Raw genomic sequence first — 14,825 nt, forward strand, 5'->3', positions numbered from 1 at the left:
TTCGTCACGGGCATTCGGTGACGCTGTCGCCCAGGTCGGCGCGGCAGGTGTCGCTCTCGTCGCCGCCACGCACGTAGTCGTTGCCGCCGACCTCGTCGACGGCGTCGAGGGTGTCCCGGCCCGGGCCGCCGTCGACGAAGTCGTTTCCGGTTCCCGCGATCACCTGGTCGTTGCCGTTGCCGCCGTTCACCACGTCGTTCCCGGCGCCCGCGTTGATGAGGTCGGAGCCGCCCCGGCCCTCGATCGAGTCGTTGCCGGGGCCGCCGAAGAGGCGGTCACGGCCGCTGGAGCCGGTGAGCGTGTCGTTGCCGCCTCCCCCCGAGAGGAAGTCGGCGCCCTCGTCGCCCTCCAGGGTGTCGTTGGCGCCGCCGCCGGAGAGGCTGTCGTCCCCCGCGCCGCCGACGAGGGTCACCCCCAAGCCCTCCAGGAACGACGTGACGTCGTCGGCCTGGTCACCGGCGTGGACGACGAGCTCGGTCAGGCTGCCGGCCGCCGGGCAGACGGCCTCGTGGGCGTCGGCCGCCCTGCACCCGCCCAGGGCGGTCACGGTGTCGCCGGTGTCCCTGACCCGGATGGTGTCGCCGGCCTGCCACACCGAGATGGTGTTGCTCAGTCCGACGGCGGCCGTCACCGTGACGGACGTGCCGGTCCTGGTCACCAGCGTGCCGTCCGCCGATGCTTCGGGCGTGTGCGCGCCGGGCGCCGCGGCCGCCGGGCCGGCGAGGGCCAGAGTGAGGCCGAGTACCGAGATCACGCATGCGAGGGCGCGGGGTAACGCCTTGTCCATGGTTTACCTCCTGGAGAGCGTTCGGGCAGATCGGAGATCGGATGGCCAGAGCGCCCACCAGGGCATGGGAACGACGTACGCAGGCGTCGACCACCCGAGAAGCAACCACGATTCAACGTGTGCGAACAAAATCAAACGTTGGATCGGGATGAGACTGGGGGGCCGAGGGATCGGTGTCAAGCAGTCCCCGATCCGTCCCCGCGCCCGTCCGAGTCCGCGACCTGCGTCGATCCGTCGAGAGCAGGGCTCATGAAGAACGGGCTTCGGCCAAATGTCGGCTCGATCGCGTGGGCATCAGCCGCGCGCGGCGGCGCCTGCCGCGCGGGCGGCCCTGCGTCCGCGGCGGAGCAGCCACCAGGCGGCCGACAGGAGGGCCAGGCATGCCGCGAAGAGCCACGGGACCTTCAGGAAGCCGTCGGTTCCCGAAGCGCGGACGTCGTCCGCGCTCGCCGTGACGGTGACCTGTCCCCAGCCCGCGAAGGGGGCTCCCGCCCAGGTCTCGGTGAGTCGGACCTTCTGCCCAGGCAGCAGCTCGGCCGGTACGTCGGCGAGCCGCCGTTCGCCGGGCCCTCCCACGACCACGCCGCCGACGCGCAGCGAGACCCTGGGGGCGAGCTTCACGTTTCCCGTGTTGTGCAGGGTGTACGAGGCGGTCGATTCGCGGGTGCCGGTCCACGGTATCTGCGGGCTCCGCGCCGTGAACCGTACGTCCTCCACGGCCAGGCCGGGCTGTCGCGGCCCCTCGACGCGCAGATAGATCCTGGCTCCGACACCGCGCCGGACGCCGAGGTGGGAGCCGTCGGCAGGCTGCACGCGGGTGTCGACCGCCACGAGGGCGCCCACGTGGTCGCCGGGCGGGGCGTCGCGGGGGACGGTGAGGGTGAGGCCGACCGTCACCGCCGAGCGGGCCGGCACCGTGACGGTGTCGTGCTCGGGCTTTCCCCAGGCCCCGACGTCCCGTTGGGCCTCCTCGATGCCGCGTACGGCCAGTCCGCCGTCGCGTTCCGTGTTGTGGGCGTCCGCGACGTAGAGGCGGAACGTCAGCTCCGCGGCGGTGGTGTTGGCGACGACCGCGCGGTCGGTGAGCGTCGTGCCGGGCCGGACGGGCAGCTCGAAGGCCGCCCGCGGCGTGATCGCGGAGTCCGCGGGTCGGACCGACCATTCGCCGTTGTCCGCCGCCCCGGCCGGTGTGGGGGAAAGGCTCGTCAGGAGGAGAAGGAGCAGGGTAACGAAGGCGGTGCGCATGGCTCGTCGGCTTTCCGGGCGTCGCGGGCCGGACGCGTGGCGTCCGGCCCGCGGGCGCCGTCAGAGGAGGGTGAGGGAGAGGATGCCGGTGTAGTCGCCGACGGGGGTGTACTTCGGGATGTCGAGGGACACGGTGGCGTCGGCGGTGAACTCTCCGCCCGTCACGTCACCCGCGGCGGCGGAGGCCAGGGTCGCGCCGCCCGTTCCGACGACGCCCGGGCTGCCCGCGGCGCACGTGCTGGGGCTGTCGCTCCGGGTGGAGCAGACGGGGGTCCACGTGAGCCGGTCGGCCCCGATCTTCCCGCGCGGTCCGGCGAAGTCGGTGACCTTGCCGGTGAGTGACCAGCCGGCCGTGCCGCCGCGGAAGTCCTTCACGGTGACGGTGCCCAGCGCTCCGGCAGAGGTGCCGCCGGTACCGAAGTCGACAGGGGGGAGCCGGACGGGGTCCGCGGTGGTGGCCATGGTCAGTACGCCGGCTCCGACCGTCGCGGTGAGCTGCCGTTCGGCCGTACCGGGGGCCGGCGGGTCGGTCGGGTCGGTCGGGTCGCTCGGGTCGGCCGGGCCGGCTGCGGCGGAGACCTTCCAGGCCTGACCGGGCGAGTCGTCGCAGGCGGACTGGACGATCCCGGCGCCGGCCGTCGTGGATCCGTCCCGGACGGCAAGGCACTTGCTGCTGTGCTTGGCGACGATGCGGACGTACCCGTCTGGGAGGGTCTCGAAGCGCCAGCGCTGGTTGTCCCCCCAGCCGCAGTCGTACTGCTTGACCTCGGCGCCGTCGGCGGTCGACTTGTCCGCGACGTCCAGGCACTTGCCGCTGTGCTGGGCGAGGACGCGCACGTAGCCGTTGCTGTTGTCGGTGAACCGCCACTGGCTGTTCAGGGTGCCGGCGGCGCAGGTCTCCTGGGTCACCGGCACCTGGTTGTCGGAGGAGCTGCCGGGCACGGCGGCGCAGGCGCCGCTCCCCTTGTTGGTGAGCGTCCGAGGGTCCCCTCCGGATCCGGATATCCGGCCCGTCGCGGTGTCGATCGAGACCTGGGGGTACCACGGAAGGGTCATGGTCGTGGCCGTGGGGAACGCCAGTGGGAGCCACACGTACGTGGAGTCGTTGACGTGCTTCGGGTCGGACCACACGCCCGCCCAGCGGTCTCCCATGTAGAGGAAGGAGGTGGTCTCGCTGCCTTCCACGGGCAGGACGAACGCCGTCTGGGAGTGGTGGCCGTCGTGGCTTCCGACGTCCTTCATGGGCGACCACGGCCCGGCCAGGCTGGTGGCGGTGGCGTACTTCTGCTGGTTGGGGTCCCAGTAGCTGGTTCCGGAGGTGAGCATGAAGTAGACGTCACCGCGCTTGAACAGGGCCGGTGACTCGCGGTGCCGGCCCGGCCAGGGGTTGGCCACCAGGTCCTTCACCTGCGTGTAGTCGTCGGTGAGTTCGTAGATGTGCAGGTCGGCGTTGTAGTTGGCCGAGGAGATCATGTAGGCCTTGCCGGCGGCCTTGTCCTCGTACACGGTGATGTCGCGGGACATGTGCTCGGCGCCGGAGGCGTCCTTCGGCCGGAAGGACCCCTTCCAGGTGTAGGGGCCGTCGATCGTGGAGGACACCGCCACGGCGGCGCGGGCCTCGGCGTAGGAGTCGTCCGCCTCCTTGTGCATCCACATGACGAACTGCCGGGTCTTCTCGTTGTAGAGGACCTTGGGCCGCTCGATCACGGCGGAACGTATCTCGGGGTCGGTCTCCTGCGTCAGGACGTGGCCGCGGGGCTCCCAGTTCTTCAGGTCCTTGGAGCGGTACGCCGAGACGTAGCGGAACTTGTTGTCGTCGCCGCGGTCCTCACCGAACCAGTAGTAGTAGTCGTCGACTTTGAGTACGCCGCCGCCGTGAGCCTGCACCCCTTGTCCCGCGGTGTCCGGGAACCGGGTGCCGGGTTCGGTGGTGACGGGCGCCGCCAGCGCCGTCGGCGCCCCACCCAGAACGGGGAGGAGCAGGCTCAGGCCGACGAGGACGGATCTCACTCTTCGCATGCAGATCCTTGATGTCACCGCGCGTGCGCCGGTACCCGGCACATGGGGAGTCCCGCTCCCCATGTGCACAGGAACCAACATTTCTGCGCGTGAACCAACAACTTTGAGCAGAGGCTGGCGCACGCATCATCTGAATGTCAACAGCTCGTAAACAAATTCGACATTCCGTGCATGACCCACGACCGCAGCGTCACCTCCGGGGTACGGCGCCCGTTCAGATCGAGGTCGCCAGCGGGACGGAGATCTGCTTCAGCCAGGCGCCCGCTGCGAAGTCCCGGGCCCTGATGACGACGCGGTCGCGGTGCACCTCCACCTGGAGGCCCTGGTTGAAGACGCCGGGGACCGTGCTCTCGCCCCCCTGGCCGTTGTCGGCGAAGCCGGTCTGCACGGCCCCCGTGTTGATCACCGAGAACCCGTCCAGGTTCGCCGTTCCGGGTACGACGCGCCGCACGTACCAGTCGGACAGCGCCAGGTCCCAGTGCGTGTGTCCGCTGAACAGGAACACGTCGCGGTGGCGGCCCAGCAGCCCCAGGAGTGCGTCCGCTTGGAGGTAGTCGGTGGCGTAGAGCTTGTTCCGTGTCCCCGAGACCGTGTTCGGCAGTGGGTGGTGCGCGATCACCATGACGGGCTTGCGGCGTGCGCTCCAATGGCGCAGGCGCTGCTCCAGCCACCGCAACTGCGCCTCGCTCAGCCATACTTCGTCCCAGAGCTTCGGGTCGTGGTAGTGCATGTACCGCTCGGTGCCGATGGTGAGGACGGGGATGCCGCCGAAGGTGGTCTCGGCGTACGCCGTGCCGCGCCCGGCGAACCGGTGGAAGCTGCGGAACAGGGAGTCCTCCGTGGTGCCGTTGGGCCAGGTCGCCAGGGAGAGCGTCTGCGGATCGGCGTACTTGGGTACGTAGAACTCGTGGTTGCCGATGGCCCACGCGACCTCGCGCGGGCGCGGGCCGCGTTCCAGTACCTGCCGTACCGCCGCGTATTCGAAGTCGTAGCCGCGCGGAGTGATGTCGCCGGCGACCGCGAGCCCCGAGCCGTGCGGGGCGGTGGCCCGGATGTCGCGCAGGGCGACGGCGAAGTCTCCCAGGTCGCCCTGGATGTCGCTGATGACGTTGAACGTGGAAAGCGGCGCGGTGGGGGCGTGGCCGGGCGGCTGTGCCGAGGCTGGCGAGGAGGTCGCGGTGCCGAGGGCGACGGCGCCGGCCGCCGCGGTGATCAGAGACCTGCGTTTCATGGTGTGCAGCCCTTCCGGTGGGGTGGGGCGCGATCGAGCGCCCCGTGGGCGAGACGGCACATGTTTACGCAACCAATGCGGCCGGCGCGTGAATGACGGGCAACGCTTCCCCCGACCCCGACCCCGACCCCGACCCCGGCGCCGCCGGCGACGGGCCGCTGGGTCCGCCACCGGCCGTGCGTGCCACGTCGTCGCGGCTACCCGCCCGACGGGCCCGCGCGGAAGGTCCAGGACTGGTTGCGGCCCGTGTTGGGCCGGTAGGTGCCGACCGGGGCGCCGTCGGCGGTGGAGGCGCCGGTGACGTCGAGAAGGGTGCCGGTCGCTTTGTTGACCAAGGTGTGGTGCCCGTCTCCGGAGGTGGACAGCATCCACTCCTGCTGCGCGGACGGTTCCGCAGGGAGCAGCGCGAGTTGCCCGTCGGCGACAGCGAGGGCCCGCCCGCTGCCCGCGTTCGTCACCCGGTACGAGGCCGTGCTGCTCCAGTCACCGGGCGCCGACCTGGTGAAGCTCCACTGCTGTGCGGTGTCGGACGGGTTCGGGGCGCGCTGGATCACGGCGCTGCCGGCCCCGGCCGGGGCGGCGGCGAGGGCCAGGCCGCTGTGGTCGTTGACGAGGAGCCGGGGACCGGCCGCGGGAGCCGCCCGCTCGGGGTCGACGCCGGACGCGCCCGGTACGACGAGGGTCGTGACCGAGCGGGGGGCGAGGTCACGGTGAGGCGCTTGCCGGTGACGGCGACGTCGGCCTCCCGGTGGACGTCGCGGGTCGCGTCCGTGGTGTAGCGCTGCACCGGTGCGGGGGAGACGTCCTGGAAGCCGGTGAGGTCCAGGGCGATCGTCCGGGCCGAATCCATCGGGTTGGTGTGCACCACGACCGCGCCCCGGCCGCCGGGACGCACCGCCGCCAGGGTGTGGTCGTCGTCCGTGCCGATGACGCGGGAACCCGGCCGGACGAACCGGCTGTACTGGGCCATCGCCCAGTACTTCTTGTTCTTGCGCAGCGGCTCCTTCGCGGCGTCGGCCGGGGTGAAGTCGGTTTGTATGAGGCCCCAGTTGGAGTCCTCGTGGGCCGGGGTCATGTTCTCGTAGTCCTCCACGGCCTGCCACAGCACCCAGGCGCGCGGTTCGAGTTGTGTGAGGTCGTCGGTGATGCGCTCGGCGAGGTCCAGGGCCGGGCTCATGTCGCTGAAGCTCTGCGGGACGGTCCCGCCGAGGTCCACCTCCGACATCCACAGGGACTTGTGCGCGCCCTTGGCGATGTCCCGTGCCCCACTGCGCCCGTTGGTCCCGTAGGTGTGGGTGTTGAGCCGTCCGACGGCGGAGCGGACCGTGCTGCCGTAACTGTCCCAGTCGGCACGGAACATGTCCGGGTCCGTCTCGTCCATCGCCGCGACCGGCGTGCGCAGTCCGCTGCGGTCCAGTTCGGCGCGCAGTGCCGTGATCATGCGGGCCTGGGAGTCGCGGTCCCAGTGAGAGCCTTCCTGCCGCCCGCCCGCGCGCCAGTAGGCGGTGCCCGGTTCGTTGACGGGCGACACGGAGGCGAAGGTGACGCCCGTGCTGTTCTGCACGCGCTGTAGGGCCCCGGCGAGGTAGGCGGCGAAGGGCTCGAACTGGTCCGGGCGGAGGTTGTCCTGCGTGGGGTCGACGGCGCCGGAGACGAGTCCGCTGCGGGTCATGAAATAGGGCGGTGAGTTCGAGAACGCCTCGAAGGTGTCGGCGCCCCGGGCTTTGGCGGCCTTGAGCCACCAGCGCTGGTTGCCGTCGGCGTACGGGTCCCAGTGTTCCGGGTGGTCCGGGTCCCACCCGCCGGGCGCCCCGGGCCCGGACCGACTCCAGTGGCCGGGTATCGCTGCCCCGGCGCGCATGTAGGGCGCGGTCTCCGGGCTGTCACCGCCGCCGATGTTGTAGCGGGCGATGGTGAGGCCGAGCCCCTCGGCGCCGTAGAGGGCGTCGGCGAGCCGGTTGCGCTGGGCGTCCGGCCAGCCGCCCGTGACGTTGGCGAACCAGGAGAGTGCGGTGCCCCATCCCTCGAACGGGGCCTGCTGGTAACCGGGATCGAGGCGGACGGGGACCGCAGCCGGCCGGTCGGCGGCAACTGCGGCCCCGGGTAACGCCGCTCCCTCGACGAGGAGTGCGGCGACGACGGCGAGCGAGGTCGCGAGGGCGGTGCGCACGCGGCGCCGGGCGGCGCATGGGGGCCTTCTTCTGGTACCGAGCACAGCTGGTCTCCTGTCGGGAGCGGATGTGTACGCGGGGGAGGGGCGCCCGGCCGTGCCGTGCCGCGCCGGTGCAGGTGGTGCGGTCGTGCGGCCGTTTCGGCGGTTCCGGGCATGGGGCGGGCGCGTGTGCCCTGCCGGGCGCAACGGGATGTTTACGTAAACATAAGGGAGTGGGGAGAGTGTCGGAGCGGCGCGCGGGCGTGTCAAGAGAACCGGCGAGTAGCGTGCGCGCCCGCCCTTTCGGCGCGCGGCGCTAACATCCGTACGGAGTGCACCACGCACTCGGCTCGGAGTAGGGGTTCGGAGGTCCGGTTCACATGCCGCGCGAGGTCGGAGCAAGATCACCGAGGTCCCGTCCGCTGCGCCAGTCACCCTCCATGGCCGACGTCGCCGCGATGGCGGGGGTCTCGTCGCAGACGGTCTCCCGCGTGGCCAACAACCGGGAGAACGTCGACGCGTCCACCCGTGAGCGGGTGCTGGCCGCGATGAAGATGCTCGGGTACCGCCCCAACACGGCCGCCCGGGCGCTGGTCACCGGACGGTTCGGCACGCTGGGCGTCATCAGCTTCGACATCAGCGCCTACGGCAACGCCAGGACCTTCGCCGCGATCTCCGACGCCGCCCGCGAGGCCGACCTGTTCGTGAACTTCATGGGAGCGCGGGCGCAGACCGGAGCCGCCGTGCGCCAGGCGTTCCAGCAGCTGATGGTCCAGTCGGTGGACGGCATCATCCTCATCGAGTCGCAGATCCTGGACACCCCCGAACTCCGGCTGCCGTCCACCGTTCCCGTGGTCTTCGCCGACGGGGACACCGGCCACCGCTACGCCAACGTCGACATCGACCAGGCCGAGGGCACCCGCAGTGTCGTGGCGCACCTGCTGGGTCTCGGCCACCGAACGGTCTGGCACGTCGCGGGGCCCCGCGACTCCTACGCGGCGCGCCGCCGGGCCGAGGCGTGGCACCGCTCGCTCAAGGACGCGGGCGCCGTCGTGCCACCGCTGCTCTACGGTGACTGGTCCGCGGCGTCCGGGTACCGCGCCGGACGCGAACTGGCCGGCCGCCCGGAAGTGACCGCGATCTTCGCCGCCAACGACCAGATGGCCCTCGGCGTCATGCGAGCCCTGCAGGAGGCGGGTCGGCGGGTGCCCCAGGACGTGAGCGTGACCGGTTTCGACGACGTCCCCGAGGCCGCGTTCTTCCCCGCCCCCCTCACCACGGTCCGGCAGGACTTCGACGCCGTGGGCCGGCGCTGCGTCGGACTGCTGCTCGACCAGATCGGCGGCGGGACGGGCGGCCCGCGCCAGGCATCGGTGGCGCCCGTCCTGGTGGTGCGCGAGAGTACGGCGGCCCCGGCCGGCTGAGCGGCCGGATTCCGGGGCACCCTCAGGACGTCCCGGCTTTCGCCGCCTTGGCGGCGCGGCGCCCCGCCGCCACGGTGCCGAAGGTCTCGCGGTCGTCCAGGAAGCCCTCGAGGGCGAAGGTGGCGGCTCCGAGGCTCACCGGGTTGTCCGGCACGGTGCTCAGCCGGAAGGTGAGCGCCTGGAGCGTCGCCGGCAGCGCGTGCGCCGCGATGACTTCGCGGGTCTGCCGCAGCAGCGGCTCGCCGAGCCGGTCGGCCACCCGGCCGCCCAGCACCAGGGCCTGCGGATTGAACAGGTTGAGGAGATCGGCCGCGGCCTCCCCCAGGTGGCGGGCGGTCCGCGCCACGGTTTCGGTGGCCACGGCGTCGCCCTCCGCCGCGGCGCGGGCGATGTTGCTGACGACGGTGTCCTCGTCGGGGTCCAGGAGGGGGCTTTCCGCGTCCAGTTCCCGTACGGTGCGGGCGATGCCGCGGGTGCTGACGTAGGCCTCGACGCATCCCCGCCTGCCGCACCTGCACTCCCGCCCGTCGCGGACCAGGCAGGTGTGGCCCCACTCCCCGGCGCTGTTGGTGGCGCCCCGGTAGAGGGCTCCGTCGACCGCGATGCCCGCGCCGACGCCGGCCCGGAGGGTCAGTACGAGGAGGTCGTCGACCTCGCGTCCGGCGCCGAACCACATCTCGGCGACGGTGCCGGCCTTGAGGGGGTTGTCGAGGTACAGCGGCATCGGGAGGCGCTCGGCGAGGAGGGAGCGCAGGGGCACGTCGCGCCAGGACCAGTAGGGCGAGAAGACGGACACGCCGCCCTCGCGCTCCACGAGACCGGGGATGCTGACCCCCGCGCCGAGGATCCGCGGGGGCGCGCCCGCCGCGTCCGAGAGGGCCTCGACCCCCGTGACGATGGCGTCGACCACGTCGTCCGGCCGGACATCGGTCTGCGATAGCGGCAGCCGTACGCTGCGCAGCACCGTCAGCGCCAGGTCGAACAGCTCGACCTGGACGGACGTCTCCGCCACGTCGATCCCTACCAGCGCACCGCGCTCCGCGTTGACCGCGAGGCGGGCCCGCGGGCGTCCGCCCTTGGAGTCCTCGTGGCCGGCCTCGCGCAGGACTCCGGCCTCCAGGAGCTCGGCGACGAGATTGGCCACGGTCGCGAAGGACAGGCCGGTCGCCGCGGCGACCTCCTGCCGGCTCACCGGGCCGGAGGCCGCGAAGACGCAGCGCAGCGCGTCGAACCGGTTGCGGCGGCGGATGTCCTGGGCGGTGCGTTTCGCCATGGGTGCGTCCTTCCATGTCGTGGCAGAGACCGTCGTCGGGTACGCCGAGCTTATTCCATGCCTTGGACGATGTGTATTTACATGGGTTAGAAGAACTCCTAGAGTTTCGTCGCACAAGAGAGGAGCGACACCATGCACCTGACCGCACTGCCGTGCGCACCCGTGCCGGGACGTCTGACCGAGGGACCCGTCTGGCACGCCGGACGCGGCGAACTGCTGTGGGTGGACATCACGGCGGGCCTCGTCCACCGGGCCCCTCTGGTGGCCCGCGACGACGACAGCGGTCTGCCGGACCTGGGGGACAGGACGACCGTCAGTCTCGACCGGCCCGTCGGAGCGGTCGCGCTCTGCGCGTCCGGAGGGCTCCTCGCGGCCGCCGCGACCTCCTTCCTGCGCGTGGACGGGGCCGGGGCGGCCACGGAGTTCGCCGCCCCCGTCGTCCCCGACGACGGCACGCCGCGACGGTTCAACGACGCCAAGTGCGACCCGAGCGGGCGGCTGCTGGCCGGCACCATGGCCTACGACGCGACCCCCGGCGCGGGCACCCTCTACCGCCTCGACCCCGACGGCACCGTGACGACCGTGCTGAGCCCCGTCACCATCTCCAACGGCCTCGGCTGGAGCCCCGACGGCCGGCTGCTGTACTACGCGGACAGCCCGACGCACCGCGTCGACGTCTTCGACCACGACCCCGTCACCGGCACCCTCTCGGCCCGCCGCCCCTTCGCCGACACCAGCCCCGCCGGCATGCCGGACGGCCTGGCCGTCGACACCGAGGGCCGGGTCTGGGTGGCGGTGTGGGGAGCGGGACAGGTCCGGGCCTACGCCCCCGACGGCGCACTCCACGCCGTCGTGACCGTCCCCGCCTCCCAGGTGTCCAGCTGCGCCTTCGCGGGCCCCGACCTGGACCTCCTGATCATCACCACCGCCGCCGACGGACTGACGGCCGCGCAACTCGCGGCGCAGCCGCACGCCGGCCGGATCTTCATCTGCCGGCCCGGTGCCACCGGCCTGCCGGTCACGCCCTTCGCCGACGACCCGGCGCAGCTCCCCGGGTCCTCCACCACCTCATACGACCTCCGAGGTTCCGCATGACGACCGATCCCCTGGCTCCCGCACTCGCCGCCGCACCGGTGATAGCGATCCTGCGTTCCCAGTCGCCCCGCCACTTCGCCGCAACGGCCGACGCCCTGCACGAAGCGGGCATCCGGGCCATGGAGTTCACCCTCACCACACCGGGAGTCCTGCACGCGTTGCGCGAGTACGCCGAGTCCAAGCCGGCCGGTACCGCCCTCGGCGCGGGCACCGTCATGACCCCGGCCGACGCGATGCGCGCCGTGGAAGCCGGCGCCACCTACCTCATCACGCCGGCCGTCTGCCCGGACGTCATCAGGGAGGGCCGCCGCCTCGGCGTCCCCGTGCTCCCCGGCGCCCTGACGCCGAGCGAGATCGTGGCGGCGTGGCAGGAGGGCGCCACCATGGTCAAGCTCTTCCCCGCCTCGGCCGGAGGCCCGCAGTACCTGCGGGCCGTCCGGGCACCCCTGCCGCACGTCCCGCTCGTCCCCACGGGAGGGATCGAACTCGACCAGGCCCCCGCCTACTTCGCCGCCGGCGCGACCGCGCTCGGCATGGGCAGCCCGCTGATCGGGGACGCCTGCGAGGGCGGCGACCTGAACGCGCTCCGGGAACGCGCCGCCGCACTGCTGGACGGCATCCGCTCGTGACCGCGCTCGTCACCCTCGGGGAAACGATGGCCGTCCTGGCCGCCGACCGGCCCGGCCCGCTCGCCTCCGGCACCTCGCTCCGCCTGGGATTCGCGGGCGCGGAGGCCACGGTGGCCATCGGCGTCACCCGCCTCGGCCACGCGGCGTCCTGGACCGGGCGGGTCGGCGCGGACAGCGCCGGCACGATGATCCTGGACGGGCTGCGCGGTGAGGGCGTCGACGTCACCCGCGCACGCGTCGACGACACGGCCCCCACCGGACTCATGCTGCGCGAGCGCCGCACACCCGACCACACCCGTGTCACCTACTACCGGCGCGGACTCGCGGGCGCCCGCCTCGACCCCGGGGACATCGACCCGGAACTCGTCGCCCGGGCCCGGGTCCTGCACGTCACCGGCATCACCCCCGCCCTCGGCGAGGGGCCGCGGGCGGCCGTACGGCGGGCCGTCGACCTCGCCCGCGCCGCCGGCGTCACCGTCAGCCTGGACCTCAACTACCGGGCCCGGCTGTGGAACCGGGAGGAGGCCGGGGCCGAGCTGACCCACCTCGTCACCCGCGCGGACATCGTCTTCGCCGGTCCCGAGGAGGCCTCGCTGGTCGTTCCCGAGGCCGACGACCCCGCCACCATGGCGCGCGCCCTGCTCGACCTCGGCCCGCGCGAAGCGGTCCTGAAGCTCGGCGCCCGAGGGGCCGTCGCGGTCGCGCACGGCGGCGAGGCCGTCCAGGACATCGTGCCGGTCACCCCGGTGGATCCGATCGGCGCGGGCGACGCCTTCGTCGCCGGATACCTCGCCGGACTCCTCGACGGTACCGATCTCCCGGGCCGGCTCCTGCTGGCCGCGACGTGCGGGGCCTTCGCGGTGGCCTCGCCAGGCGACTGGGAGGGCCTGCCGCGGCGCGCCGAACTGGACCTGCTCCACGGGGCGGACGTCACCCGCTGACCCGTGCGTCCACGTCACCCGCCTCACCACTCGACTCAACCCACTCCACCCACGAAAGACCAGCCATGAACCGATTCACAGGGCGAACCGCCGTCGTCACCGGCGCCTCGTCCGGCATCGGCGCAGCCAGCGCCGTACGTCTGGCCGCCGAAGGGGCCGCCGTCGTCCTCGCCGACATCGACGAGGCCGCGGGCACCGCACTCGCGCGGAAGATCCGCGACGACGGGGGCCGCGCGGAGTTCGTTCGGTGCGATGTCTCCCGCGAACAGGACTGGCGCGGCCTGAAGGACCGCACCCACACGCTGTTCGGCCCGGTTGCCGTCGTGCACAGCAACGCCTTCACCCACACGCCCGCGCCCGCCCACGAACTGACCGGCAGCGACTGGGACCGTGACATGGCCGTCAACCTGAAGGCGCCCTACCTGGCCGTACGGACCTTCCTCGACGACTTGCGCGCCGCCCGCGGCTCCTTCGTCGCCACCTCCAGCGTGCACGCACTGTGCAGCCTGCCGGGCTACCCGGCCTACGCCGCGGCGAAGGGAGGCATGTGCGCGCTCGTCCGCCAGCTCGCGGTCGAGTACGGGCCGGACGTGCGGTTCAACTCCGTGCTGCCCGGTCCGATCCTCACCGAGAACTGGCAGGACGTGGACGAGGAGGGCCGCCTGTTCTCCGCCCGTGCCACAGCCCTGGGACGGCTCGGCCACCCCGACGAAGTAGCGGCCGCCGTGGCCTTCCTCGCGTCCGACGACGCCTCGTACATCACCGGCACGAACCTGACCGTGGACGGCGGCTGGTCCGTGAAGAAGGAGTCCAAGTGAAGATCACCTCCCTGCGGACCTACCTCGTGGCCCCCCGCTGGTGCTTCCTGCGCGTGGACACCGACGAGGGCATCACCGGCTGGGGCGAACCCGTCGTCGAGGGCCGTGCGCACACCGTCGCGGCCGCCGTCGAGGAACTGTCCGACTACCTGGTGGGCCAGGACCCGATGCGCATCGAGGACCACTGGCAGGTCCTGACCAAGGGCGGCTTCTACCGCGGCGGCCCCGTCCTGTCCAGCGCGGTCGCCGGCATCGACCAGGCACTGTGGGACATCGCCGGCAAGGCGCTGGGCGTGCCGGTGTGGCAGCTGCTCGGAGGCAACGTCCGCGACCGGGCACGGGTGTACAGCTGGATCGGCGGCGACCGGCCGACCGACGTCGCGCAGCAGGCCGCCGCCCGCAAGGCCGAGGGCTTCACGGCCATCAAGATGAACGCCTCGCCCCAGCTGGAACTGATCGACACGCCGCGGGCCGTCCGCGACATCGTCGAACGGGTGGAGAGCGTCCGCGCGGAGGTCGGCGACGGCTTCGACATCGCCGTGGACTTCCACGGCCGCCTCACCCTCCCCATGGCGCGCCGGGTGCTTCCCCTCCTGGAGCCGTACCTGCCGTTCTTCGTCGAGGAACCGGTGGTTCCCGAGATGAGCGCCCACATCGGCGAGGTCGTGCGCTCCACCAGCATCCCCATCGCCACCGGAGAACGGCTCTACTCCCGGTGGGACTTCAAGCCGGTGCTCCAGCAGGGGATCGCCGTGGCCCAGCCCGACCTCTCGCACGCCGGCGGGATCTCGGAGGTGCGGCGCATCGCGGCGATGGCGGAGGCCCACGACGTCTCCCTGGCGCCGCACTGCCCGCTCGGCCCGATCGCGCTGGCCGCCTGCCTCCAGGTCGGTTTCGCGACACCCAACCTGCTGATCCAGGAGCAGAGCCTCGGGATCCACTACAACGCCGGGTCGGACCTGCTGGACTACCTCACCGACCGGTCCGTCTTCCGCTACGAGGACGGCCACGTCGCCCTGCTCACCGCACCGGGCCTGGGCATCGACGTCGACGAGAAGGCCGTCGAACGCGCCGCCGAGACGGGCCATCGCTGGCGCAACCCGGTGTGGCGGCGGAGCGACGGCTCCCTCGCCGAATGGTGAGGCGTTGAGCCCCCGCGCGGTACGGGCACGGCAGCCGGCCCTGCGTCAGGAGGTCCCGGTCCGGCGTCA

13 protein-coding genes are annotated in these 14,825 nt (G+C 72.4%); 6 read left to right on the forward strand and 7 right to left on the reverse strand.

The genetic code is table 11. The features are described from left to right. Window positions 1–4 precede the first annotated feature (4 nt). From AB0D29_RS10005 to AB0D29_RS10030, 6 genes are all read right to left on the reverse strand, one after another. Complete coding sequence (locus tag AB0D29_RS10005) at window positions 5–787, reverse strand: calcium-binding protein (RefSeq protein ID WP_362853041.1); 783 nt, start codon at window positions 785–787, stop codon at window positions 5–7. Window positions 788–1,081: 294 nt separating this feature from the next. After that, the gene (locus tag AB0D29_RS10010) at window positions 1,082–2,032 is read right to left on the reverse strand and encodes a DUF916 domain-containing protein (RefSeq protein WP_362853042.1); all 951 of its coding nucleotides are present in this window, start codon (window positions 2,030–2,032) and stop codon (window positions 1,082–1,084) included. 60 nt (window positions 2,033–2,092) lie between these two features. Further along, a complete protein-coding gene (locus tag AB0D29_RS10015) occupies window positions 2,093–4,051 on the reverse strand; it encodes an RICIN domain-containing protein (RefSeq protein ID WP_362853043.1) in 1,959 nt (652 codons plus the stop codon). A gap of 214 nt (window positions 4,052–4,265) precedes the next feature. After that, window positions 4,266–5,282 carry a DUF4073 domain-containing protein gene (locus AB0D29_RS10020; protein WP_362853044.1) on the reverse strand — a complete coding sequence of 339 codons (1,017 nt, stop codon included), beginning with the start codon at window positions 5,280–5,282 and terminating at the stop codon, window positions 4,266–4,268. 197 nt (window positions 5,283–5,479) lie between these two features. Then, complete coding sequence (locus AB0D29_RS10025) at window positions 5,480–5,836, reverse strand: RICIN domain-containing protein (RefSeq protein WP_362853045.1); 357 nt, start codon at window positions 5,834–5,836, stop codon at window positions 5,480–5,482. Then, window positions 5,833–7,452 (reverse strand): glycoside hydrolase, encoded by a 1,620-nt coding sequence (locus AB0D29_RS10030; RefSeq protein ID WP_362853046.1) that lies wholly within the window; start codon window positions 7,450–7,452, stop codon window positions 5,833–5,835. The genes AB0D29_RS10025 and AB0D29_RS10030 overlap by 4 nt, the downstream gene beginning before the upstream one ends. 422 nt (window positions 7,453–7,874) lie before the next feature. Here AB0D29_RS10030 and AB0D29_RS10035 point away from each other — a divergent pair, with 422 nt between their 5' ends. Continuing rightward, a complete protein-coding gene (locus AB0D29_RS10035) occupies window positions 7,875–8,858 on the forward strand; it encodes a LacI family DNA-binding transcriptional regulator (RefSeq protein ID WP_362853047.1) in 984 nt (327 codons plus the stop codon). A gap of 22 nt (window positions 8,859–8,880) precedes the next feature. Here AB0D29_RS10035 and AB0D29_RS10040 read toward each other — a convergent pair whose 3' ends face one another. Then, window positions 8,881–10,131 (reverse strand): ROK family protein, encoded by a 1,251-nt coding sequence (locus AB0D29_RS10040; protein WP_362853048.1) that lies wholly within the window; start codon window positions 10,129–10,131, stop codon window positions 8,881–8,883. A 132-nt stretch (window positions 10,132–10,263) separates the two neighbouring features. On the opposite strand from AB0D29_RS10040, the gene AB0D29_RS10045 reads away from it, so the two are divergent. The 5 genes from AB0D29_RS10045 to dgoD all read left to right on the forward strand — a co-directional run bounded on the left by AB0D29_RS10045 (window position 10,264) and on the right by dgoD (window position 14,756). Then, complete coding sequence (locus tag AB0D29_RS10045) at window positions 10,264–11,226, forward strand: SMP-30/gluconolactonase/LRE family protein (RefSeq protein ID WP_362853049.1); 963 nt, start codon at window positions 10,264–10,266, stop codon at window positions 11,224–11,226. After that, the gene (locus AB0D29_RS10050) at window positions 11,223–11,855 is read left to right on the forward strand and encodes a bifunctional 4-hydroxy-2-oxoglutarate aldolase/2-dehydro-3-deoxy-phosphogluconate aldolase (RefSeq protein WP_362853050.1); all 633 of its coding nucleotides are present in this window, start codon (window positions 11,223–11,225) and stop codon (window positions 11,853–11,855) included. Before AB0D29_RS10045 ends, AB0D29_RS10050 begins: the two co-directional genes overlap by 4 nt. Next, entirely contained in the window at window positions 11,852–12,796 is a 945-nt protein-coding gene (locus AB0D29_RS10055; RefSeq protein WP_362853051.1) for a sugar kinase, read from the forward strand. The genes AB0D29_RS10050 and AB0D29_RS10055 overlap by 4 nt, the downstream gene beginning before the upstream one ends. A 65-nt stretch (window positions 12,797–12,861) precedes the next feature. Beyond that, the gene (locus AB0D29_RS10060) at window positions 12,862–13,614 is read left to right on the forward strand and encodes an SDR family oxidoreductase (protein WP_362853052.1); all 753 of its coding nucleotides are present in this window, start codon (window positions 12,862–12,864) and stop codon (window positions 13,612–13,614) included. Further along, window positions 13,611–14,756, forward strand: coding sequence for a galactonate dehydratase (dgoD, locus tag AB0D29_RS10065; RefSeq protein WP_362853053.1), 1,146 nt, complete (start codon window positions 13,611–13,613; stop codon window positions 14,754–14,756). Before AB0D29_RS10060 ends, dgoD begins: the two co-directional genes overlap by 4 nt. Window positions 14,757–14,825: the final 69 nt, after the last annotated feature.

The sequence above is a fragment of the Streptomyces sp. NPDC048424 genome (assembly GCF_040651555.1).
Lineage (GTDB): Bacteria > Actinomycetota > Actinomycetes > Streptomycetales > Streptomycetaceae > Streptomyces.